At 71.0% G+C, this 21881-nt stretch carries 21 protein-coding genes; 7 read left to right on the top strand and 14 right to left on the bottom strand.

The features are described from left to right. Nucleotides 1-133: 133 nt before the first annotated feature. The 9 genes from ACFYL6_RS14730 to ACFYL6_RS14690 all read right to left on the bottom strand — a co-directional run bounded on the left by ACFYL6_RS14730 (nucleotide 134) and on the right by ACFYL6_RS14690 (nucleotide 7803). The gene (locus tag ACFYL6_RS14730) at nucleotides 134-733 is read right to left on the bottom strand and encodes a TIGR03086 family metal-binding protein (protein WP_387171347.1); all 600 of its coding nucleotides are present in this window, start codon (nucleotides 731-733) and stop codon (nucleotides 134-136) included. A 203-nt stretch (nucleotides 734-936) separates the two neighbouring features. Continuing rightward, nucleotides 937-1383 carry a metal-sulfur cluster assembly factor gene (locus ACFYL6_RS14725; protein WP_387171345.1) on the bottom strand — a complete coding sequence of 149 codons (447 nt, stop codon included), beginning with the start codon at nucleotides 1381-1383 and terminating at the stop codon, nucleotides 937-939. 64 nt (nucleotides 1384-1447) lie between these two features. Next, entirely contained in the window at nucleotides 1448-1921 is a 474-nt protein-coding gene (sufU, locus tag ACFYL6_RS14720) for a Fe-S cluster assembly sulfur transfer protein SufU (RefSeq protein ID WP_387171343.1), read from the bottom strand. Then, complete coding sequence (locus ACFYL6_RS14715) at nucleotides 1921-3225, bottom strand: cysteine desulfurase (RefSeq protein WP_387171342.1); 1305 nt, start codon at nucleotides 3223-3225, stop codon at nucleotides 1921-1923. The genes sufU and ACFYL6_RS14715 overlap by 1 nt, the downstream gene beginning before the upstream one ends. Nucleotides 3226-3245: 20 nt before the next feature. Next, nucleotides 3246-4019, bottom strand: coding sequence for a Fe-S cluster assembly ATPase SufC (gene sufC, locus ACFYL6_RS14710; RefSeq protein ID WP_112677399.1), 774 nt, complete (start codon nucleotides 4017-4019; stop codon nucleotides 3246-3248). Beyond that, on the bottom strand, nucleotides 4019-4345 hold the full coding sequence (locus ACFYL6_RS14705; protein ID WP_091403693.1) for a non-heme iron oxygenase ferredoxin subunit: 327 nt from the start codon (nucleotides 4343-4345) through the stop codon (nucleotides 4019-4021). Before ACFYL6_RS14705 ends, sufC begins: the two co-directional genes overlap by 1 nt. After that, on the bottom strand, nucleotides 4345-5487 hold the full coding sequence (gene sufD, locus ACFYL6_RS14700; RefSeq protein WP_387171339.1) for a Fe-S cluster assembly protein SufD: 1143 nt from the start codon (nucleotides 5485-5487) through the stop codon (nucleotides 4345-4347). Before sufD ends, ACFYL6_RS14705 begins: the two co-directional genes overlap by 1 nt. Nucleotides 5488-5575: 88 nt before the next feature. Next, nucleotides 5576-7006, bottom strand: a complete 1431-nt coding sequence (sufB, locus tag ACFYL6_RS14695; protein ID WP_091403689.1) for a Fe-S cluster assembly protein SufB — start codon at nucleotides 7004-7006, stop codon at nucleotides 5576-5578. Then, nucleotides 7003-7803, bottom strand: coding sequence for a helix-turn-helix transcriptional regulator (locus ACFYL6_RS14690; RefSeq protein ID WP_387171337.1), 801 nt, complete (start codon nucleotides 7801-7803; stop codon nucleotides 7003-7005). Before ACFYL6_RS14690 ends, sufB begins: the two co-directional genes overlap by 4 nt. Before the next feature lie 98 nt (nucleotides 7804-7901). On the opposite strand from ACFYL6_RS14690, the gene ACFYL6_RS14685 reads away from it, so the two are divergent. Further along, nucleotides 7902-8867, top strand: coding sequence for a heme A synthase (locus tag ACFYL6_RS14685; protein ID WP_387171335.1), 966 nt, complete (start codon nucleotides 7902-7904; stop codon nucleotides 8865-8867). 691 nt (nucleotides 8868-9558) lie between these two features. On the opposite strand, the gene ACFYL6_RS14680 is transcribed toward ACFYL6_RS14685, so the two are convergent. The 3 genes from ACFYL6_RS14680 to ACFYL6_RS14670 all read right to left on the bottom strand — a co-directional run bounded on the left by ACFYL6_RS14680 (nucleotide 9559) and on the right by ACFYL6_RS14670 (nucleotide 12254). Further along, nucleotides 9559-10479, bottom strand: coding sequence for a RimK family alpha-L-glutamate ligase (locus ACFYL6_RS14680; RefSeq protein WP_387171333.1), 921 nt, complete (start codon nucleotides 10477-10479; stop codon nucleotides 9559-9561). Between the two features lie 13 nt (nucleotides 10480-10492). Beyond that, nucleotides 10493-10828: a hypothetical protein gene (locus tag ACFYL6_RS14675; protein WP_387171331.1), complete on the bottom strand. Its 336-nt coding sequence runs from the start codon at nucleotides 10826-10828 to the stop codon at nucleotides 10493-10495. A 472-nt stretch (nucleotides 10829-11300) separates the two neighbouring features. Further along, nucleotides 11301-12254 (bottom strand): heme o synthase, encoded by a 954-nt coding sequence (locus ACFYL6_RS14670; RefSeq protein ID WP_238659753.1) that lies wholly within the window; start codon nucleotides 12252-12254, stop codon nucleotides 11301-11303. Nucleotides 12255-12520: 266 nt separating this feature from the next. Here ACFYL6_RS14670 and tkt point away from each other — a divergent pair, with 266 nt between their 5' ends. The 6 genes from tkt to pgl all read left to right on the top strand — a co-directional run bounded on the left by tkt (nucleotide 12521) and on the right by pgl (nucleotide 21059). Then, nucleotides 12521-14659, top strand: a complete 2139-nt coding sequence (tkt, locus tag ACFYL6_RS14665) for a transketolase (RefSeq protein WP_387171329.1) — start codon at nucleotides 12521-12523, stop codon at nucleotides 14657-14659. A gap of 15 nt (nucleotides 14660-14674) precedes the next feature. Beyond that, nucleotides 14675-15850 carry a transaldolase gene (gene tal / locus ACFYL6_RS14660; RefSeq protein WP_387171327.1) on the top strand — a complete coding sequence of 392 codons (1176 nt, stop codon included), beginning with the start codon at nucleotides 14675-14677 and terminating at the stop codon, nucleotides 15848-15850. A gap of 76 nt (nucleotides 15851-15926) precedes the next feature. Continuing rightward, nucleotides 15927-17576 (top strand): glucose-6-phosphate isomerase, encoded by a 1650-nt coding sequence (locus ACFYL6_RS14655; protein ID WP_387171325.1) that lies wholly within the window; start codon nucleotides 15927-15929, stop codon nucleotides 17574-17576. Nucleotides 17577-17578: 2 nt separating this feature from the next. Beyond that, on the top strand, nucleotides 17579-19132 hold the full coding sequence (gene zwf / locus ACFYL6_RS14650) for a glucose-6-phosphate dehydrogenase (RefSeq protein ID WP_387171323.1): 1554 nt from the start codon (nucleotides 17579-17581) through the stop codon (nucleotides 19130-19132). Then, the gene (locus ACFYL6_RS14645; RefSeq protein ID WP_387171322.1) at nucleotides 19129-20145 is read left to right on the top strand and encodes a glucose-6-phosphate dehydrogenase assembly protein OpcA; all 1017 of its coding nucleotides are present in this window, start codon (nucleotides 19129-19131) and stop codon (nucleotides 20143-20145) included. The genes zwf and ACFYL6_RS14645 overlap by 4 nt, the downstream gene beginning before the upstream one ends. A gap of 143 nt (nucleotides 20146-20288) precedes the next feature. Beyond that, nucleotides 20289-21059, top strand: coding sequence for a 6-phosphogluconolactonase (gene pgl / locus ACFYL6_RS14640; protein ID WP_387171321.1), 771 nt, complete (start codon nucleotides 20289-20291; stop codon nucleotides 21057-21059). A 17-nt stretch (nucleotides 21060-21076) separates the two neighbouring features. Here pgl and ACFYL6_RS14635 read toward each other — a convergent pair whose 3' ends face one another. Continuing rightward, complete coding sequence (locus ACFYL6_RS14635) at nucleotides 21077-21418, bottom strand: RNA polymerase-binding protein RbpA (protein ID WP_091403668.1); 342 nt, start codon at nucleotides 21416-21418, stop codon at nucleotides 21077-21079. Nucleotides 21419-21558: 140 nt separating this feature from the next. Beyond that, nucleotides 21559-21819, bottom strand: coding sequence for a preprotein translocase subunit SecG (gene secG, locus ACFYL6_RS14630; RefSeq protein ID WP_238661170.1), 261 nt, complete (start codon nucleotides 21817-21819; stop codon nucleotides 21559-21561). Between the last annotated feature and the right edge of the window lie 62 nt (nucleotides 21820-21881).

The raw sequence follows: 21881 nt of genomic DNA, 5'->3' as shown, positions 1-21881 counted from the left end.
GGGGGGGGGGGGGGGGGGCCACCCCCCCCCACGGCCCCGCCCCACCCCGTATGTGGGGCCCCCCCCCCCCCCCCGCGCCCACTACTTCAATGATCGAGCGCGATCTTGCGCGGGGCGGGGGTCGGCCGACCGATCAGAGCCGCACTCCGGGCCACTGGGGGTCGCGGCCGAGGTAGGAGAGCAGGGCGCTGACGTCGTCGGCCTCCGCACCGGCGTCGAGCGCCGGGGCGTACGCGCCATAGTTCCGCAACGGCTCGACGATCTGCCGGGCGACCTCCAGCAGGGGGCGGGCCAGGTCGTCGTGGAGCGGGGACGGCTGACCCGTGGCTACTGCGATGTCCCAGGCGTGCACCGCCGCGTCGAGGGCGCACGCGACGGCACCCACCTGGGCCGGCAGCGCACCCAGGGGCAGCGGCGTCCGTACCTGCGGGTCGTCGTCGGCGACGCCCGCCCAGGCACGGGCGGACGCGTCGAGGGCGGCGCGCAGCCCGGTCAGCTTGTCGCCCTCGATCCGACCGGAGGGCGCGAACGGGTCCTCTGTCGGCCCCTCCCCGCCGACGATCGCCGCCGCGAAGGCGATCTGGTCGCCGGTCGCGTGCTGGAGCACCTGCGTGACCGTCCACCGTTCGCACGGGGTGGGCAGGTCCCAGGCGTCGACCGGGATTCCCTCGGCGGTCGTCCGGAGCGCCTTGTGCGCCTCGTCGAGCACGATCCGCCACTGTCCAGCTGCCAAGTCACCCATTGTCCCGACCCTCTCCGCCGACCCCGTCAGGTGAGCGACTCCGCCCACCTGAGAACGGAATGTTCCGCTCCGTTCTGGAATCAGACTAGCAGACCGGAACGATCCGTTCCACTACTGATTCACGTCGACGGCAAACAGATCGAGCGCGGCGCCCAAACGGGCACCGCGCTCGACAAGGGTGGAACGGAGTCGGGTCAGACGTTGAAGCCGAGGGAACGGAGCTGGTCCCGACCCTCGTCAGTGATCTTGTCCGGGCCCCACGGCGGGAGCCACACCCAGTTGATCCGGATGTCGTTGACCAGGCCGCCGCCGGGGCCGGTGGTCAGCGCCTGCCGGGTCTGGTCCTCGATGACGTCGGTCAGCGGGCAGGCCGCCGAGGTGAGCGTCATGTCCAGGGTGGCGACGTTCTCGTCGTCGACGTGGACGCCGTACACCAGACCCAGGTCGACCACGTTGATGCCGAGCTCCGGGTCGACGACGTCCTTCATCGCCTCCTCGATGTCGGCGATCATGGCCTTGCTGACGCCGCCCGCAGGGGCGACGGCGTCACCGGTGCCGTCGGTCGTCGCGGCGTCGGTCTGCGGCACCACGGCGGTGTCACCGGCCTCCGGCGTCGCCTCAGTAGCGGTGTTCTCGCTCATGCCGTCCCTCCGCATCGCTTCGTGATGCCACAGGGCACCACGGTGTCCTTCGCTCGCTGCTGGCTCACGCCTTCACCTCCGGGCTCACGCCCACACCGGCGCGTGCCGCGGCGTCCTTGAACGCCATCCACGGCAGCAGCGCGCACTTGACCCGGGCGGGGTAACGGGCCACGCCCGCGAAAGCAACCCCGTCACCGAGCACGTCCTCGTCCGGCGTGACCTGGCCACGTCCGGACATCAACTCCACGAACGCCTCGTGCACCTCGAATGCTTCCCCGGCGCCGCGACCGCGCAGCAACTCGTGCAGCACGCTCGCCGAGGCCTGGCTGATCGAGCAGCCCATCCCGTCGTACGAGATGTCGTGCAGCACCGTGCCGTCGGTGGCCACCCGGACGGTGACCTCGTCACCGCAGGTGGGGTTGACGTGGTGCGCCTCCGCGACCCGGTCACCCGAGTCGTCGGCGTCGCGGAGGCCACGCCCGTGCGGGCGCTTGTAGTGGTCCAGGATGATCTCCTGGTAGAGCTGGTCGAGCTGCATCAGTCGAACACCTTCCGCACCTGCTCCAGACCGGCCACCAGAGCGTCGATCTCCTCGGTGGTGGTGTAGAGGTAGAACGAGGCCCGGGTCATGGCCGGGACGCCGAACCGGCTGCACACCGGCTTGGCACAGTGGTGACCCACCCGCACCTGCACGCCGAGCGAGTCGAGCACCTGACCCACGTCGTGCGGGTGCACGTCACCCAGCGCGAACGAGATGGTGCCACCCCGGCCCACCGGCACGGTCGGGCCGAAGATCCGCAGGTCCGGCACCGAGCCGAGAGCGTCCAGCGCGTACGCCGTCAGCTCCTTCTCGTGCCACTGGATGGCCTGCATCCCGATGCCGGTCAGGTAGTCGACCGCCGCACCGAGCGCGACCGCCTCGGCGATCGGCGGGGTGCCCGCCTCGAAGCGGGCCGGTGGCGCCGCGAACGTCGAGCGGGCCATGGTGACCGTCTCGATCATCGAGCCGCCGCCGAAGACCGGCGGCATGGCCGCCAGCAACTCGCCCCGACCCCAGAGCACGCCGATGCCGGTCGGACCGCACATCTTGTGGCCGGTGAAGACGATGTAGTCGGCGTCCAGGTCGACCACGTCGATGGGCAGGTGCGGCACCGACTGCGAGCAGTCCAGCAGCAGCAGCGCGCCCACCTCGCGGACCCGCGCGGTGATCCGGGAGGTGGCGTTGACCGTGCCGAGGATGTTGGACATGTGCACCAGCGAGACGATCTTCGTCCGTTCGGTGACCAGATCCTCCAGGCCCGACTCGTCCAGCCGCCCCTGGTCGGTGACCGGGAACCAGCGCAGGGTCGCGCCGGTCCGCTCGCAGAGCAGCTGCCACGGGACGATGTTCGAGTGGTGCTCCATCTCGGAGATCACCACCTCGTCACCCGGACCGAGCCGGAAACGACTGTCGGCGTCCGGGCGCAGCGAGGCGTTCGAGAAGGCGTACGCCACGATGTTGATCGCCTCGGTGGAGTTCTTCGTGAACACCACCTCGTCGGTGCTCGGCGCGTTGATGAACGCGGCGACCTTCGCCCGCGCCCCCTCGTACGCCTCGGTGGCCTCGGTGCCCAGGGTGTGCACCGAGCGCGACACGTTTGCGTTGTGCCGCGCGTAGTGCTCGTCGAGCACGTCGAGCACCTGACGCGGTTTGTGCGAGGTGTTGGCGCTGTCGAGGTAGACCAGCGGGTGCCCGTTGATCTCCCGACCAAGGATCGGGAAGTCGGCGCGCACCCGGGCCACGTCGAAACGCGGCACGTCGTCGTACTGCGGCATCCCCGAAGGGATCGCGATGCTGGTCATCTCGGCAGCGCCTCTCCCGCTCAGGCCTTGGCCGTGCCGGCCCCGGCGGCGTACCGCTCGTAGCCCTCGGCCTCAAGCTTGTCGGCCAGCTCCGGGCCACCCTGCTCGACGATCCGGCCGGCCACAAAGACGTGCACGAAGTCCGGCTTGATGTAGCGCAGGATCCGGGTGTAGTGGGTGATCAGCAGCACGCCGGTGTCACCGTTGTCGCGGACGCGGTTGACGCCCTCGCTGACCACGCGCAGCGCGTCCACGTCGAGACCGGAGTCGGTCTCGTCGAGGATCGCGATCTTCGGCTTGAGCAGCTCCAGCTGGACGATCTCGTGCCGCTTCTTCTCACCACCGGAGAAGCCCTCGTTGACGTTGCGCTGGGCGAAGGCCGGGTCCATCTGGAGGCGCTCCATCGCGCCGCGCAGCTCGCCACCCCAGGTGCGGAGCTTCGGCGCCTCGCCGTCGATGGCGGTCTTCGCGGTCCGCAGGAAGTTCGCCACCGAGACGCCGGGCACCTCGACCGGGTACTGCATGGCCAGGAAGAGGCCGGCGCGGGCGCGCTCGTCGACCGTCATGGCCAGCACGTCCTCGCCGTCGAGGGTCACCGTGCCGCCGGTGATCTCGTACTTGGGGTGACCGGCGATCGAGTACGCCAGGGTGGACTTGCCGGAACCGTTCGGGCCCATGATCGCGTGGGTCTCACCCGACTTCACGGTCAGGTCGACGCCGGCCAGGATCGGCTTGAGCTCACCCTCGGGCAGCTTGACCGACACCTTCAGGTCGCGGATCTCCAGGGTGCTCATTATCGGGTCACTCCATTACTCGGCGTCAGGCTGAGGTAGATGTCGCCGTCGCGGACTTCGACGGGGTAGACGGGGACGGGTTCGGTGGCGGGCAGGCCGGTCGGCTCGCCGGTGCGCAGGTCGAAGCGCGAGCCGTGCAGCCAACATTCGAGCGTGCAGCCGTCGACCTCACCCTCAGAGAGCGCGACCGAGGCGTGCGAGCACTCGTCGTACGCGGCGTAGAAGCCGCCGTCCTCGCCGTGCACCAGGGCGATCGGCGTGCCGTCGACGTCCGCGCTGATCGCGGTGCCCTTCGGCACGTCCTCGGTGGAGCAGATGCGGATCATCAGGCGCCCGCCTTGGTCAGCCGGGCCTCGATCGCGTCGCCGAGGCTCTCGCGCAGCGGCTCCACCGGGATCTTGTTGATCAGCTCGGCGAAGAAGCCGCGGACCACCAGCCGGCGGGCCTCGCTCTCCGGAATGCCCCGGGCCATCAGGTAGAACAACTGCTCGTCGTCGAAGCGGCCGGTCGCGCTGGCGTGGCCGGCGCCGGCGATCTCGCCGGTCTCGATCTCCAGATTGGGTACGGAGTCCGCCCGCGCGCCGTCGGTGAGCAGCAGGTTCCGGTTGATCTCGTACGTGTCGGTGCCGGTCGCCTCGGCCCGGATGAGGACGTCGCCCACCCAGACGGTGTGCGCGCTCTCGCCCTGCAGAGCGCCCCGGTAGCCGACGTAGCTGCGGCAGTCCGGAACGGAGTGGTCGACCAGTTGCCGGTGCTCCAGGTGCTGGCCGGAGTCGGCGAAGTAGACGCCGTACAGCTCGGCCTCGCCGCCCCGACCCGTGTATTCCACGCTGGTGAACTGCCGGACCAGGTCGCCACCCAGGGATACCTGGATGTGGATGACCCTGGCGTCCCGACCCAGCTTGATCTTCAGGTGCTGGGCCTGGACCGCGTCGTCGGCCCAGTCGGCGATCGTGACCAGCGTCAGCTTCGCGCCGTCGGCCACGGCGACCTCGACGTTGTCGGCCAGCGTGGCCGAACCGACGTGCTCCAGCACCACTGTCGCCTCGGCGAACCGGCCCACCTCGACGAAGGTGTGACCGAACGACGGCTGCTCGACGCCCTCGCCGACCACCCGCAGCCGCACCGGCTCGCCGAGCACCACGTCGGGGGCCACTCGCAGCAGCAGGGCGTCGGCGGCGGCACCGTAGGCCAGCGCACTGACCCGGTCGACCGGGGTCAGCACGCTGCCGATCCGCTCGTCGTCACGGCCGACCCGGGTGATGGCGACGCCCTCGGGCAGGTCACCGTACTCGTGTCGGACCGCGCCGGTCGCGGCCGGCGCCTCACCTATCAGGCCGCGGAGGCGCTTGAGCGGGGTGAAACGCCACTCCTCCTCCAGGCCGGTGAGGGCCGGGAAGTCGGCGACGTCGTACGAGCGCAGCGCCTGCGACTTGGTGCTGGGCGGCGCGGAAGCCTGGGTAGTCATGTCTTCCTTGGTCTGTCTGTTCCGTGACGACGAGTTGGGGCCGGGTGTGGCGGACCGAGGTTTCGGCCCGCCACGGGGAGCGGCGGCGTCAGCCGACCGCGCCCTCCATCTGAAGCTCGATCAGGCGGTTGAGCTCCAGCGCGTACTCCATCGGGAGTTCCTTGGCGATCGGCTCGATGAAGCCGCGCACGATCATGGCCATCGCCTCGTCCTCGCTCAGGCCCCGGCTCATCAGGTAGAAGAGCTGGTCGTCGCTGATCTTGGAGACGGTCGCCTCGTGGCCCATCGACACGTCGTCCTCACGGATGTCGACGTACGGGTAGGTGTCCGAGCGGGAGATGGTGTCGACCAGCAGCGCGTCGCACTTGACCGTGCTCCGGCTGTGGTGCGAACCCTCCAGCACCTGCACCAGACCCCGGTACGAGGTGCGGCCGCCGCCACGGGCGATCGACTTCGACACGATGGTCGAGGAGGTGTGCGGCGCGGCGTGCACCATCTTGGCGCCGGCGTCCTGGTGCTGACCCTCGCCGGCCATCGCCACCGAGAGCACCTCGCCCTTGGCGTGCTCGCCGGTCATGTAGACCGCCGGGTACTTCATGGTCACCTTGGAGCCGATGTTGCCGTCGACCCACTCCATGGTCGCGCCCTCGTGGCAGACGGCGCGCTTGGTGACCAGGTTGTAGACGTTGTTCGACCAGTTCTGGATGGTCGTGTAGCGGCAGCGCGCATTCTTCTTGACGATGATCTCCACGACCGCGCTGTGCAGCGAGTCGGAGGAGTAGAGCGGCGCGGTGCAGCCCTCGACGTAGTGCACGTACGCACCCTCGTCGACGATGATCAGCGTCCGCTCGAACTGGCCCATGTTCTCCGTGTTGATCCGGAAGTAGGCCTGCAGCGGGATCTCGACCTGCACGCCCTTCGGCACGTAGATGAACGAGCCACCGGACCACACCGAGGTGTTCAGGGCGGCGAACTTGTTGTCGCCGACCGGGATCACCGTGCCGAAGTACTCCTTGAAGACATCCTCGTGCTCGCGCAGCGCCGTGTCGGTGTCCAGGAAGAGGACGCCCTGCTCCTCAAGGTCCTCACGGATCTTGTGGTAGACGACCTCCGACTCGTACTGCGCCGCGACACCGGCGACCAGCCGCTGCTTCTCCGCCTCCGGGATGCCCAGCCGGTCGTAGGTGTTCTTGATGTCCTCGGGCAGGTCCTCCCAGCTGGTGGCCTGCTTCTCGGTCGACCGCACGAAGTACTTGATGTTGTCGAAGTCGATCCCGGTGAGGTCCGCGCCCCAGGCCGGCATCGGCTTACGGCCGAACAGCCGCAGGCCCTTCAGCCGCAGGTCGAGCATCCACGCCGGCTCGTTCTTCTTGGCCGAGATGTCCCGAACCACCGCCTCGTTGATGCCGCGCTGGGCGACCGCCCCGGCGGCGTCCGGGTCGGACCAGCCGTACTCGTACCGGCCCAGGGCGGCGAGCTGCTCTTCCTGGGTCAGGGGCTGGACGATCTGCTCGGTCATCTATCTGTCCTCACAGTGGTGACGGGATTACCGGATTGAGCGCGGCCCGGCTGGGTCGGGATGTGCGTGGTGCACACCCCGTCGCCGTGCGCGATGGTGGCCAGACGCTGCACGTGGGTGCCGACCAGACGGGAGATAACCGCGGTCTCGGCCTCGCACAGCTGGGGAAACTCGGCGGCCACGTGCGCCACCGGGCAATGGTGCTGACAGAGCTGCCCGCCGGAGGCGATCGTGGTCGCATTGGCAGCGTAACCCTCGGCGGTGAGCGCTGCGGCGAGTGCCTCGGCTCGGGCGAGAGGGTCGTCGCCGGCGTCCTCCATGGCCGTCCGACAGCGGGACTCGAGAGCGGACACCTGCTCGGTGGCGAACGCCTCGACCGCGTCCGAACCGCCGCTGCGGGCGATCCAGCGCAGCGCGGCGGTGGCCATGTTGTCGTAGTGGTGTGTGCCACAGCGGACCCGGGCGGCCTCGGTCAACAGGAACACCTTGGCCGGGCGACCCCGACCGCGACTGCCCTGCACGGTCTGCTCGCGGGCGTACACGTCACCGTCCGCGAGCATCGCGTCCAGGTGCCGGCGGATCGCCGCCGGGCTGAGCCCGAGCGCCGCGCCGAGCTGCGCGGCGGTGGTGGCACCCTGCTCCAGCAGCAACTGGGTGACCCGATCCCGGGTGGAGATCTCGGCCGCCGCCGGCCCGGCGAGGCCGGCCGACGTGGTCACGGCGGGCGCGGCAACGGACGCACCGAGGGCCGGTACGGCCGTCGGTTGGTGCCCGGAGAGCGCCGCCGCGTTTTTCACAACGCCAACGTTACGTAATTACCCGGAGGGTCGCAAACCCGGGCCCCGGTGATCCGAACCACCGAGCCGGCAGAGTCGGACGAACCTCGATCACTACGGTGCGTAGGATTTGCGCCGTGAACCGAATCGTCCGTCCGGTCTCCGGCATCCTGCTGCGCCGCCTGGCGCTCGCCTCGATCATCGCGAACGTGGGCATCGTCGTGACCGGCGGGGCCGTCCGGTTGACCGCCTCGGGCCTCGGCTGCCCCACCTGGCCCCGGTGCACCGACGATTCCTACGTCACCACGCCCGAGATGGGCGTGTACGGGGTGATCGAGTTCGGCAACCGGATGCTGACCTTCGCGGTGGGTCTCATCGCGCTGGCCACCGTGCTGGCCGTCCTGCTGCACCGGCCCCGCCGACCCGGGCTCCTCGCGCTGGCCGTCGCGGTCTTCCTGGGCATCCCCGCCCAGGCGGTGATCGGTGGCATCACCGTCCTCACCAACCTCAACCCGTGGGTGGTCGGGCTGCACTTCCTCGCCTCGATGGCCGTGATCGCCGCCGCGTACGCCCTCTGGCGACGCATCGGCGACCCCGACGGCCCGACCGTGGCCGTGGTGCCCACACCGCTGCGCGCGCTGGCCCGGGTCACCACCGGCGTCACCGTCGCCGTGCTGGTCGTCGGCACCTGGGTCACCGGCAGCGGCCCGCACGCCGGCGACCACGGCGCCGCCCGCAACGGCCTCGACCCGGAGACGATCTCCCAGGTGCACGCCGACGGGGTCTTCCTGCTGATCGGCCTCTCGGTGGCGCTGATCTTCGCGTTCCGCGCCGTCGGTGCGCGGCAGGCAACTCGGGCCGCGATCATCCTGGTCGCCGTGGAGTTGAGTCAGGGCCTCATCGGCTTCGTGCAGTACTTCACCCACGTGCCGGCGCTCCTGGTCGGCGCACACATGCTCGGCTCCTGCCTGGTGCTGCTGGCCGCCCTGTCGGTGCAGTGGTCCACCCGGGAACGCCGCACGGTAGCGCCGGCCCCCCAGGCCACCCCGACCGACGCCGCCGCCCCGGTCCCAGTCACCGCCTGACCGCCCGGCCGCCTGACCGCCCGGCCGCCTGACCGCCCGGCCGCCCGGCCGCCTGACCGCCCGGCCGCCTGGCCGCCCAGCGTCACCGCCTGGCCGCCCCGAGCCCCGCGTCACCGTCTGGCCGCCCCGCCCTGCGGGCCCCGGCCCGCCCTGGGCGCCCCGCGCCCCGCGCCCCGCGCCCCGCGCCCCGCGCCCCGCGCCAAGATCTCCGCAACTTCCCCGATGTTGCTGCCTCCGACACGCGAGAGGCAGCAACATCCCCGATTCTGCGCGGATCTTGGCGACGGATCCGCTCCCCGGGAGACCGCGACCCGGGTTTGGGCGCCGACGGCCACCAAGATCACGCTCGATCCAAGATGTAGTGGCATGGTCGAGGCGCCGATACCACTACAACCAGGATGTTGCGCGATCTTGCCGGCGGCACGGCGACACGGACGCGGGGTCGCGCGGGGCCGCGCGCGGTGGCACGGTGGCGGCGCGGGGCCGCGCGCGGTGGCGCGGTGGCGCGGTGGCGCGGTGGCGCGGTGGCGCGGTGGCGCGGTGGCGCGGTGGCGCGGTGGCGCGGTGGCGCGGTGGCGCGGTGGCGCGGGGCCACGCACGGTCGCGCGGGGCCACGCACGGTCGCGCGCGGTGGCGCGGGGTCGCGCACGGTGGGGCGGACGGCCGTTCGGGGTGGCGCTCGCTATCGGGGTCAGGCGTTGCGGGCGAGGTGGGTGGTGATGGCGGTGGCGAGGCGGTCGGGGGCGCCGTCCGCGTACCCGATGAAGAGCGACGGCTCGGTCAGCTCCAGCTCGACGAGGACCGGCTCGCCGTCCGGGCCGGGGATCAGGTCGACTCGGGCGTAGAGCAACTGTCGGGTGCCGCCGGGCACCGTCGCGAGGGTCTGCTCGGCCACCGCCAGCTGCTCCGGGCGGGCGGTGCGGGCGGTGATCTCTTCGGCCTTGTAGAGCCCGTCCGGGCCGAGGTCCGGCCCGGACAGCATCGGACCCTTGCGGATCGCGTGGCTGAACGCGAGCCCCTCCGGGCCGGCCAGGAAGAGCAGGGCCGTCTCGCCCTCGGTGTCGACGGCACGCAGGTACGGCTGGACCATGGTCACCCGACCGGCCTCGGAGAGCCGGCGAACGTGTGCGGTGGCCAGGTCCCGGTGCTCCGGGTCGGCCAGGTCGTACCGGCCGGTGTCCTGGCTGCCGGCGCTGACCGCGGGCTTGAGCACGTACTCGCCGGTCTCGGCGGGCAGCTGCCAGCTCTCCCCCGGCTCGATCCACGACGTCGGCACGGTCGGCACCCCGGCGGCGGTCAGCTCGGCGAGGTAGCGCTTGTCGGTGTTCCAGCGGACCACCTCGGCCGGGTTGAGCAGCGCCGGAACGGTGGCCGCCCAGGACACGAACTCGTCGCGGCGTAGCGCGTAGTCCCAGGGTGAGCGGAGCACGACCAGGTCGTAGGACGACCAGTCGACGTCGGGGTCGTCCCAGATCACGGTCTGCACGGCGACGCCACGGGCGGCGAGTGGGGCGAGGACCAGCCGGTCGTCCGGGTCGAGGTCGGCCAGGTCGGCGCAGGTGACGAGAGCGACCCGGGGTTCCCCCCGGGTCGACTGGTGATGTGTGGTCAATTCAGCTGTCTATTCAGCGGGCCATCGTGCGGCGAGCCATCGACCGCCAGAGGTCGTTGCTCGGACGCATCTGGTCCATCAGTTCACGCTCCCAGGCGTTCTCGACGGTGACTCCCGCCTGGGCGCACGCCTCCCGGGCGGTGACGGTGTCGTCGGCGAACTGGTCGCCCCACTCACCGTCGGAACCCACCAGGACGATCCGCGCCCCACGCTTGCCGACGTACTCGATGACCGCCTTCGCGCCGCCGTGTCCGGCCGCGAACGCCTTGAGGCCCGCGACCAGGCCTTGGGGCGCCTGCTCGCCGGCGGTCTGCTCGGCCGTCAGCGTCGTATCGGAACCATCTGCCATGACGCGAAGCCTAAGCAGAGTTGCACCCCGTGGGGCGAGAACCATGAACCTTTTGTGATGCCAATTACCTACGGGTTTAAGGACAAGCACAGGTTAACTGTCCGGTTATAACAGGACTTTTACGCTCAAAGTGCGTCGGCAAATCGCTCCCGAACCACCCCGAGTTGAGCCGATCCGACTCATGCCGAAAGTTACTCTGATGTGACATTAAACCCGGACAACTCATCCACGTCCATGATTAGTCAGTAGATCATCGGCACCAACCCTCGGCCACCAGCCGACGGGCGGCGGTGGGACCGCCAAGCAGAGCCGCGGCGCGGAAGCCGACAAGCCAGCAGAAAGCCGACGGGCGATGGCGTCGCGCCAGACACAAAGAGCAGAGCCAGACCCGAAAGCAGAGCCAGACCGGAAGGGCAGAGCCAAACCCAAAGGCAGAGCCAAATTCAAAGAGCAGAGCCGGGCGCGGGACGGGTCAGATCAGCGCGTCGAGCGCGACGGCCACGAAGACGATCGTCAGGTACGTCGTCGACCAGTGGAACAGCCGCATCGGCTTGACCGCCTCGCCGCGCGTCGCGCGCCGGCAGAGCCGGTGTGCCTCGACCACGAAGATGGCCCCCACCACCAGGGTCGGCACCCCGTAGATCGCGCTGAGCCCCAGCGGCCAGACGGCCAGCGAGGTGAGCACGGTGAGCCACGCGAAGATCAGAATCTCGGCGTTCACCCGGCGGATCGAGGCCACCACCGGCAGCATCGGGATGCCGGCCCGGGCGTAGTCGTCCTTGTACTTCATGGCGAGCGGGTAGAAGTGCGGCATCTGCCAGAAGAAGACCACCGCGAAGAGCCCCCAGGCGGCCGGCGCCAGCGAGCCGGTCACCGCCGCCCACCCGATCAGCACCGGTGCCGCCCCGCAGGCGCCGCCCCAGAAGGTGTTCGTCGGGGTGGAGCGCTTGAGCCACAGGGTGTAGACGAGGTCGTAGTAGGCGATCGCGGCGAGGGTCAGCCCGGCGGCCAGCAGGTTGGTGAACGCCGCCATCAGGGCCACCGACACCACCGCCAGCACCAGACCGAAGATCAGCGCGCTTCGCGGCGACACGGTGTGCGCCGGCAGCGGCCGACGCTTGGTACGCCGCATCAGCTGGTCGATGTCACGGTCGATGTAGCAGTTGAGGACGCTGGCCGCGCCGGCGGCGAGCGAGCCGCCGATCAGCACGATGGCCATCAGCCACAGCGACGGCAGCCCGCCCTCGGCGAGCATCATCGCCGGGATGGTGGTGACCAGCAGCAACTCGACGATCCGCGGCTTGGTGAGCGCCACGTACGCCGAAATGACCGCGCGTACGTCCCGCCGGGCCACCGGGCCCTCGGCCGCCCGCGCCGGGTGTGGCCCGGCCGGGTTGCTCGCGGGGCGCTCGGTGATCATGCTCACGGATTGCCACCTTCCGGCATCGGGCACGGGGAGATCGGATCGGTCGGGACCGCAAAGGTCCGCATACCGACCCACACACTACGCGTCGTCGTTTTGGCTGCCCGGCCGACCCGACAACGGTGCGGGCCGTCACACCACCGGGTTGAACCGAGCATCCGGATGGTCACGTAGCGCACACCATGCACAGATCCCTGGGCGCACGTTTAGGGACGCTCGATAAGGTCATCGGTGAGGGTTCCGCCCATCTGCCGAGGAGCACAACCATCGTGGCTGTTAAACGACCCGAGCACTCCGCACTGAACTGGTCCGACCTCGATCGCCGGGCCGTAGACACCGTCCGCGTGCTGGCCATGGACGCCGTAGAGAAATCCGGCAACGGCCACCCGGGCACCGCGATGAGCCTCGCGCCCGCGGCGTACCTCCTCTTCAACCGCGTCATGCGGCACAACCCGGCCGACCCGAACTGGCCCGGCCGCGACCGGTTCGTCCTCTCCGCCGGGCACTCCAGCCTGACGCTCTACATCCAGCTGTTCCTCTCCGGTTACCCGTTGAGCCTCGGCGACCTGAAGTCGCTGCGGCAGTGGGGCTCGCAGACGCCGGGGCACCCCGAGCACGGGCACACCCCGGGCGTGGAGACCACCACCGGCCCGCTCGGGCAGGGTCTGGGCAACGCGGTCGGCATGGCCATGGCGGCCCGCCGCGAACGCGGCCTGTTCGACCCCGAGGCCGAGCTCGGCGCGTCGGTCTTCGACCACAACATCTGGTGCATCGTCTCCGACGGTGACATCGAGGAGGGCATCAGCCACGAGGCCAGCGCCCTCGCCGGGCACCAGCAGCTGGGCAACCTCACGGTGGTCTACGACGACAACGAGATCTCCATCGAGGACGACACCCGGATCGCCAAGAGCGAGGACGTGGCCGCCCGCTACGAGGCGTACGGCTGGCACGTGCAGACCGTCGACTGGCGCAGCGGCGACGCCGACCAGGGCGACTACCACGAGGACGCCGAGGCGCTGTACGCCGCGCTGGTGGCGGCCCGCGCGGAGACCACCCGCCCCTCCTTCATCGCGCTGCGCACCATCATCGGCTGGCCCGCGCCCAACAAGCAGAACACCGGCAAGATCCACGGTTCGGCGCTCGGCGCCGACGAGGTGAAGGCCACCAAGCGGATCCTCGACTTCGACCCGGAGCAGACCTTCCAGGTCGACGAGGAGGTGCTCAGCCACGCCCGCACGGTGATGGGCCGCGGCTCCGCCGCCGAGCAGGAGTGGACCACCGCGTTCGACGCCTGGAAGAAGGCCAACCCGGAGCGCACCGCGCTCTACGAGCGGTTGGCTGGTCGCGTACTCCCCGACGGCTGGGCCGACGCGTTGCCGGTCTTCCCCGCGGACGCCAAGGGGGTGGCCACCCGGGCCGCCTCCGGCAAGGTGCTGGAGGCGCTCGCGCCGGTGCTCCCGGAGCTGTGGGGCGGCTCGGCCGACCTGGCCGAGAGCAACAACACCACCATGAAGGGCGAGCCGTCGTTCATCCCGGCCGCGCACGCCACCAAGGACTTCCCCGGCCACGAGTACGGGCGCACGCTGCACTTCGGCATCCGTGAGCACGCCATGGGCGCGATCCTCAACGGCATCGCCCTGCACGGCGGCACCCGCCCGTACGGCGGCACGTTCCTGGTCTTCAGCGACTACATGCGTCCGTCGGTGCGGCTGGCCGCGTTGATGAAGCTGCCGGTGACCTACGTCTGGACGCACGACTCGATCGGCCTCGGCGAGGACGGCCCGACGCACCAGCCGGTGGAGCACCTGACGGCGCTGCGCGCCATCCCGGGCCTGGACGTGGTCCGTCCGGCGGACGCCAACGAGACCGCCTGGGCCTGGCGGCAGGCGCTGGAGCACACCGACCGGCCCACCGCGCTGGCGCTGAGCCGTCAGCCGCTGCCGACCATGGACCGCGACGTCCTGGGCAGCGCGGAGGGCGTGGCCAAGGGCGGCTACGTGCTGGCCGAGGCGTCCAACGGCAAGCCTCAGGTGATCATCGTCGGCACCGGTTCCGAGGTGCAGCTCTGCCTGACCGCCCGGGAGCGGTTGGAGGCCGACGGCACCCCCACCCGGGTCGTCTCGATGCCCTGCCAGGAGTGGTTCTACGAGCAGGACGAGGCGTACCGGGAGTCGGTGCTCCCACGCGGGGTAAAGGCACGGGTGAGCGTGGAGGCGGGCATCGCGATGTCCTGGCGCGGCATCGTCGGTGACCTGGGCGAGAGCGTGAGCCTGGAGCACTACGGAGCGAGCGCCCCGCACACCGTGCTCTTCGAGCAGTTCGGGTTCACCCCCGACCGGATCGTGGCGGCAGCACACGCCTCGCTGGCCCGGGTGGGCGACATCACCGGTTTCACGACCGGCAACTGAGGGAGCGTGGATGGCATGACGGACAAGCTGAATGAGCTCACCGCCGCGGGCGTGGCGGTCTGGCTCGATGATCTTTCCCGGGTGCGTTTGAGCTCCGGCGGGCTGGACCAGCTGCGCCGCGAGAAGCACGTGGCCGGTGTCACCACCAACCCGACGATCTTCGCGAAGGCGCTGAGCGACGCCGACGAGTACAACTGGCAGCTGCACGACCTCGCCACCCGTGGCATCGAGGTCGAGGAGTCGGTGCGCATGCTCACCACGTATGACGTGCGGTGGGCCTGCGACGTGATGCGCCCGTCGTACGACGGCAGCGACGGTGTCGACGGCCGGGTCTCCATCGAGGTGGACCCCCGGGTGGCGCACGACAGTGACCGGACGGTGGCCGAGGCCAAGGCCCTGTGGTGGCTGGTGGACCGGCCCAACCTCTACATCAAGATCCCGGCCACCGAGGAGGGCCTGTCGGCGATCACCGACACGCTGGCCGAGGGGATCAGCGTCAACGTCACGCTGATCTTCGGTCTGGACCGCTACTCGGCGGTCATGGAGGCGTTCCTGGCCGGTCTGAAGCAGGCCAAGGCCAACGGCCACGACCTGTCGAAGATCGGCTCGGTGGCGTCGTTCTTCGTCTCGCGGGTCGACTCCGAGGTCGACAAGAGGCTTGAGAAGATCGGCTCCGACCAGGCGAAGGCCCTCAAGGGCAAGGCCGCCATCGCGAACGCTCAGCTGGCGTACGAGCGCTACAGCGAGGTGTTCTCCTCGGACCGGTGGAAGGCGCTCGCCGCCGCCGGAGCGCACCCGCAGCGGCCGCTGTGGGCGTCCACCTCGACGAAGAACCCGGACTACCGGGACGTCATCTACGTCGAGGAGCTGATCGCCCCCGGCACGGTCAACACCATGCCGGAGTCGGTCATCCACGCGTACGCCGATCACGGCGAGACCCGCGGCGACACCATCACCGGCGCCTACGACGCGGCGCGGAAGGTCTTCGCGGACCTGGAGTCGGTCGGGGTGGACATGGACGACGTGATCGTCACCCTCGAACGCGAGGGCGTGGAGAAGTTCGAGGCCAGCTGGCAGGAACTGCTCGACGGCGTCCGCAAGTCCCTGGAGGCGGCGGCGAACGGCAAGGGTGCTCCGAACAAGGCGGCCAAGGGCAACGCCAAGGCCGCCGAGAAGACCGGTGGCGCATGAGCGAGCGCAGCGAGCGAATCAGCAAGCTCAGTGCGATGGTGCCTCATGGCGGCACGCAGCGAAGCGGAGTGACGGCATGAGCGATCTACTTGCAGGGCCGGTGGAGGCAGCCGCCGGGCTCGCCGTGTACGGCGCGGACGCGGTCGACAAGGCCGCGCCCGCCTCGACGCGGGACGCGCTGGTCAAGGCCGGTGTCCCGGGCAAGCTGGCGGGCAAGGACGCGAGCCTGTGGGGTCCGGACGCCGAGGCCGAGGCGAAGATCCGGCTGGGCTGGGTGGACACCCACCGGCGCAGCCGCGAACTGCTCGTGCAGTTGGCCGAGCTGACCGCGGAGCTGGCCGACCTGGATCACGTGGTGCTCGCCGGCATGGGCGGCTCGTCGCTCGCGCCCGAGGTGATCACCCGGACGCTGGGTCGACCGCTGACCGTGCTGGACACCACCGACCCGGGCCAGGTCCGGGCGGCGCTCGGTGACCGGCTGGAGCGCACCGTCGTGGTGGTGGCCAGCAAGTCCGGATCGACGGTGGAGACCGACAGCCACCGGCGCGCGTACTGGCAGGCGTTCCTGGACGCCGGGATGACCGAGGCGGAGGCCGGCCGGCACTTCGTCATCGTCACCGACCCGGGTTCGCCGCTGGAGACCACCGCGACCGAGATGGGCGCGTTCACCGTGCTCGCCGACCCGAACGTCGGTGGCCGGTACTCGGCGCTGACCGCCTTCGGTCTGGTGCCCTCGGCACTGGCCGGGGTCGAGGTCGCCGAACTGCTCGACCAGGCCGACGCGCTGGCCACCTCGCTCGGCGCGGACCAGAACAACCCGGCGCTGGCGCTGGGCGCCGCCCTGGGCGCGGCGGCCACGCTGGCCCGGGACAAGGTCGCCCTGGTCTCCGACGGCACCGGCATCGACGGGCTCGGCGACTGGGCCGAGCAGTTGATCGCCGAGTCGACCGGCAAGGCCGGGGTGGGCATCCTCCCGGTGGTCGTGGAGTCCCCGCAGAGCCCCGGTGCCACCGGCGCGGACGTGCTGACCGTCAGCTACGGCGGCGCGCTGGCCCCCGGTGACATGCCGGGCGGCGGCGCCGCCCCGGACGTGGCCGTCAACGGCCCGCTGGGCGCGCAGTTCCTGGCCTGGGAGTACGCCACCGCGGTGGCCGGTGTGGTGCTCGGCATCGACCCGTTCAACCAGCCGAACGTCACCGAGTCCAAGGAGAACACCAACAAGATCCTGGCCTCGGGCCTGCCGGCGGAGACGCCGTCGTTCACCGAGGGCGCGATCGAGGTGTACGCCCCGCAGGGCGCCCCGGGGGACCTGGCCGGGGTGCTGCGCTGGCTGCTCGACGGGCTGGGCGACGACGGTTACCTCGCGGTGATGGCGTACCTCGACCGGTTCGCCGACGCCGACGCGGCCCGGCTGCGGCCGCTGCTGGCCCAGGCGGGCGGGCGGCCCGTCACCTTCGGCTGGGGTCCGCGGTTCCTGCACTCGACGGGCCAGTACCACAAGGGCGGCCCGCAGGTGGGCAGCTACCTCCAGGTGACCGGGGCTGTCGCCGAGGACCTGGCGGTGCCGGGCAAGCCGTACACCTTCGGTGAGCTGCAGGCGGCCCAGGCCGCCGGGGACCGGCAGGCCCTCGCCGGTCGGGAGCGGCCGCTGCTGCGGTTGCACCTGACCGACCGGGCCGCCGGTGTCGCCCAACTACTGGACGCGGCCGGTGATCTGCGGGCGTGAGGATGGACGACGTGACTGAAGCGGAGCGAGGAGGCGGTTCGGTGAACCCGCTGCGCGACCCGCAGGACCGCCGGTTGCCCCGGATCCCCGAGCCCTGCGCTCTGGTGATCTTCGGGGTGACCGGCGACCTGGCCCGCAAGAAGCTGCTGCCCGCGGTCTACGACCTGGCCAACCGAGGGCTGTTGCCGCCGGGCTTCGTGGTGCTCGGTTTCGCGCGCCGCGACTGGGGTGACGGCGACTTCGAGACGTTGGCCTGCGAGGCTGCCCGCAAGCACGCTCGCACCCCCTGGCGGGACGAGGTGTGGGCGCGGCTGGCCGGCAACATCAAGTTCGTCGGTGGGTCGTTCGACGACGACGCCGCCTTCGACACCCTCGCCTCGACGCTTGACGATCTGCGTCAGAGCCACGGCATCGCCGGCAACGCGGCGTTCTACTTCTCCATCCCGCCGGCCGCGTTCCCCGTCGTGCTCAAGCAGCTGGCCCGCACCGGGATGGCCGACAACGACAAGTCCGGCGGTTGGCGCCGGGTCGTGGTGGAGAAGCCGTTCGGCAACGACCTGCCGTCGGCGAAGGCGCTCAACGACCTCGTCGACGACGTGTTCACCCGGCAGGACGTCTTCCGGATCGACCACTACCTGGGCAAGGAGACGGTTCAGAACATCCTCGCCCTGCGGTTCGCCAACAACCTGTTCGAGCCGCTGTGGAACTCCAAGTACGTCGACTCGGTGCAGATCACCATGGCGGAGGACGTCGGCATCGGCACCCGCGCCGGCTTCTACGACACCGTCGGCACCGCTCGCGACGTGCTGCAGAACCACCTCCTCCAACTCCTCGCCCTGGTGGCGATGGAGGAGCCGACAAGCTTCGACGCCGACGAGATCCGGGCCGAGAAGCTGAAGGTGCTCAAGGCCATCACCCTGCCCAAGGACGTCGCCCGGGACACCGTCCGGGGCCAGTACCTGCCCGGCTGGGTCGGCGGCGAACGCGCGGTCGGTTACCTGGACGAGCGGGACGTGCCCGCCGACTCCACCACGGAGACGTACGTGGCGGTGCGGCTGGGCATCCAGAACCGCCGCTGGGCGGAGGTGCCGTTCTACATCCGGGCCGGCAAGCGGCTGCCCCGGCGGGTCACCGAGGTCGCCATCATGTTCAAGAAGGCGCCGCACCTGCCGTTCAACGACGCCGACATGGAGTCGCTGGGCAACAACCAGCTGGTCATCCGGGTGCAGCCGGACGAGGGCGTGGTGCTCAAGTTCGGCTCGAAGGTGCCGGGCACGACCATGGAGGTCCGCGACATCGCGATGGACTTCCAGTACGGCGAGGCGTTCACCGAGTCCAGCCCCGAGGCGTACGAGCGTCTGGTGCTGGACGTGCTGATCGGCGATCGCACCCTGTTCCCGGACGCGGCCGAGGTCGAGCAGAGCTGGCAGGTGATCGACCCGCTGGAACACGCCTGGGAGGGCACCACCCCGGAGCCGTACCGGGCCGGTGAGTGGGGCCCACGGGCCTCCGACGAGATGCTGGCCCGCGAGGGCCGCGCCTGGAGACGAGCATGATCGGGCTGTGGGACACCACCGGCAACGAGGTGGTCAAGGCGCTCGCCGCCGAGCGGCGCAGCGCCGGCGGGGTGGCCAGCGGCATGGCGCTCACCCTCATCGTGGTCGTGGACGAGAAGCGGGTCCGGGAGGCGGAGGCCGCGGCGACGATCGCCGCGGCCGCCCACCCGTGCCGGCTCGTGGTGGTGGTGCGCTCGGAGATCGAGCGGGACCGCAACCGACTGGACGCGGAGATCGTGGTCGGTGGCCGGCTCGGCCCGTGCGAGGCGGTGGTCACCCGGATGTACGGCCGGCTGTCCCTGCACGCCGAGTCGGTCGTGATGCCGCTGCTCGTTCCGGACGTGCCGGTGGTCACCTGGTGGCACGGCGAGCCGCCGGCGGAGATCGCCACCGACTTCCTCGGGGTGGTGGCCGACCGGCGGATCACCGACTCCGCGCAGGCCGCCGACCCGGTGGAGGCGCTGCGGCAGCGTGCCCGGGACTACGCCCCGGGCGACACCGACCTGGCGTGGACCCGGATCACCCCGTGGCGCACCCTGGTCGCCGGGGCGTTCGACACCACCAGCGCCCAGGTCACCGAGGCGACCATCGTCGCGCCGCGGACCGACCCGACGGCCGCGCTGATGGCCGGTTGGCTGTCCAGCCGGCTCGGCATCACCCCACACCGGGTGGACAGCAACGAGTTCCCCCGGATGCGGGAGGTGCAGCTCAGCTGCGCCAACGGCGACCAACTGACGCTGACCCGCGAGGACAGCATGGCCGTCTTCCGGCGGACGGGCCAGGAGGACCGGGCCCTGCCGCTGGTCCGCCGCCCGCTCGGCGACGAACTGGCCGAGGAGTTGCGCCGGCTGGACGCCGACCAGGTGTACGCGGAGGCGCTGGGCGCGACGGCCGGGCTGCGGGGGCTGGAGCAGCGCCCCGCGCAGCGGGTCCACGTCTGGAAGGATCCGGCCACCGCGCAGCGCGCCGAGGCCGGGGTCACCGCGCACGTCGGCACGAGCGGCGAGGGCTGAGCCCAGCCGGGGCACGACGTCGGGCAGGGCCGGTACGCACCGGCCCTGCCCCGTAACTTCCGGGGTCTCCGCCCCACCACCTCGGGCACACCGCCCCGGGCACGACAGCGACCGCCCCGCGGTCGGGAAACGAAGGCGCAACCATGAGTGAGGCGAGTGTCGCCGTGCACGCCGACGCCGACCTGCTGGCGCAGGCCGTGGCGGCCCGGTTGCTGGTGAAGCTGCTCGACGCCCAGGCCGACCGGGGCGAAGCCTCGGTGGTGCTGACCGGGGGTCGGGTCGCCGCGGCCGTGTACCGGGCGGTGGCGACGCTGCCGGCCCGCGACGCGGTGGACTGGTCCCGGGTCGACGTGTGGTGGGGCGACGAACGGTTCCTGCCCGCCGGTGATCCGGACCGCAACGAGACCCAGGCCCGCGCCGCCCTGCTGGACGTGGTGCCGCTGGACCCGGCCCGGGTACACCCGATGCCGGCCTCGGACGGCCCGGCCGGCAACGACCCCGAGGCGGCGGCTGCCGCGTACGCGGAGGAGTTGGCCCGCGCCGCCCGGCCCGGGCACGCCACCCTGCCGCACTTCGACGTGCTGATGCTGGGCGTCGGCGAGGACGGCCACGTGGCCTCGGTCTTCCCCGGGCACCCGGTCGGCTACGAGACCCGGCCGGTCAGCGCGGTACGGGGTAGCCCCAAGCCGCCGCCGACGCGGACCACCCTCACCCTGCCGGCGATCAACACCGCCGAGGAGGTCTGGCTGGTGGCCGCCGGCGCCGACAAGGCTCGCGCGGTGGGTATGGCGTTGGCTGGCGCCGGGCCGGTGCAGCTACCGGCGGCCGGCGTGCGCGGGGTGGACCGCACCCGCTGGTTGCTGGACCGGGCGGCGGCAGCCGACGTACCCGCCCGACTGCGCAGCCTGCGCTGAGCGCGCGGAGGAGCCCGCTACTCGCCGCGTCTACGGCGTAGTGCGGCGAGCGCCTCGGCGAGCAGGGCCTCCCCCTCCTCGGCGGTGCGCCGCTCCTTCACGTACGCCAGGTGGCTCTTGTACGGTTCGGCGCGGACCCGGCCCGGCGGGTTCTGGGCGTCCCGACCGGCGGGTAGGCCGCAGCGGGGGCAGTCCCACAGGGGTGGCGGCTCGACGTCCGCGGCGATGCGGATGTCGACCCGGTGGTCGTTACGGCACCAGTAGCTGACGTCCTGTCGGGGGGCGGGTTGGTGCCGCTCGTCCGGGCGCATCGGTGCGGACCCGACCCGGGCTCCCCGGATAACGTTGCCATTCGGCACGGCTGCTCGCTCCTGTCGTCGGAGGGGACCCGCCGTCTTCGGGGGTGGAGCGGCGGGCGACGCGGTGCAGCGGAGAAAAGCCTGCGCGCGGCCCGTCGAGTGACGAACCGCGCGCAGATTGTACGACTTACTGAGCCTGCTCAGGCGCCGCTGTTCATTTGGAGGCGCAGCCAGAGCCCGAGCCCGATGATCGCGGCGAACCAGACGACGCTCACCAGAACGGTGTAGCGGTCCAGGTTTTTCTCCGCGACCGAGGAGCCGGCAAGGCTGGAGCTGACGCCACCGCCGAACATGCTCGACAGACCACCGCCCTTGCCGCGGTGCAGCAGGATCAGCATGGTGAGCAGAATGCTCGTGATGACCAGCAACACGATCAACGTGTATGCGAACCAGATCGGCATGGCTGGGGTCAGTTCCTCTCGTAGCGATCCTCGCCCGGTCTGATCGGGCACGGCGGCACCGA

Source organism: Micromonospora sp. NPDC007208 (genome assembly GCF_042869175.1).
GTDB classification, from domain to species: Bacteria; Actinomycetota; Actinomycetes; order Mycobacteriales; family Micromonosporaceae; genus Micromonospora; species Micromonospora foliorum.
Note: the sequence above shows the minus strand (reverse complement) of the source record. Positions and strands in the feature narration are given on the sequence as shown.

Bases quoted from the DNA above. Each gene is read 5' to 3' on its own strand.
- zwf (WP_387171323.1), top strand. From the start codon at position 17,579: ATGGACGACGTGACTGAAGCGGAGCGAGGAGGCGGTTCGGTGAACCCG.
- ACFYL6_RS14715 (WP_387171342.1), bottom strand. From the start codon at position 3,225: ATGACCAGCATCGCGATCCCTTCGGGGATGCCGCAGTACGACGACGTG.
- sufU (WP_387171343.1), bottom strand. From the start codon at position 1,921: ATGCAGCTCGACCAGCTCTACCAGGAGATCATCCTGGACCACTACAAG.
- tal (WP_387171327.1), top strand. From the start codon at position 14,675: ATGACGGACAAGCTGAATGAGCTCACCGCCGCGGGCGTGGCGGTCTGG.
- ACFYL6_RS14705 (WP_091403693.1), bottom strand. From the start codon at position 4,345: ATGATCCGCATCTGCTCCACCGAGGACGTGCCGAAGGGCACCGCGATC.
- ACFYL6_RS14645 (WP_387171322.1), top strand. From the start codon at position 19,129: ATGATCGGGCTGTGGGACACCACCGGCAACGAGGTGGTCAAGGCGCTC.
- ACFYL6_RS14725 (WP_387171345.1), bottom strand. From the start codon at position 1,383: ATGAGCGAGAACACCGCTACTGAGGCGACGCCGGAGGCCGGTGACACC.
- sufC (WP_112677399.1), bottom strand. From the start codon at position 4,019: ATGAGCACCCTGGAGATCCGCGACCTGAAGGTGTCGGTCAAGCTGCCC.
- ACFYL6_RS14675 (WP_387171331.1), bottom strand. From the start codon at position 10,828: ATGGCAGATGGTTCCGATACGACGCTGACGGCCGAGCAGACCGCCGGC.
- pgl (WP_387171321.1), top strand. From the start codon at position 20,289: ATGAGTGAGGCGAGTGTCGCCGTGCACGCCGACGCCGACCTGCTGGCG.
- sufB (WP_091403689.1), bottom strand. From the start codon at position 7,006: ATGACCGAGCAGATCGTCCAGCCCCTGACCCAGGAAGAGCAGCTCGCC.
- ACFYL6_RS14655 (WP_387171325.1), top strand. From the start codon at position 15,927: ATGAGCGATCTACTTGCAGGGCCGGTGGAGGCAGCCGCCGGGCTCGCC.
- secG (WP_238661170.1), bottom strand. From the start codon at position 21,819: ATGCCGATCTGGTTCGCATACACGTTGATCGTGTTGCTGGTCATCACG.
- sufD (WP_387171339.1), bottom strand. From the start codon at position 5,487: ATGACTACCCAGGCTTCCGCGCCGCCCAGCACCAAGTCGCAGGCGCTG.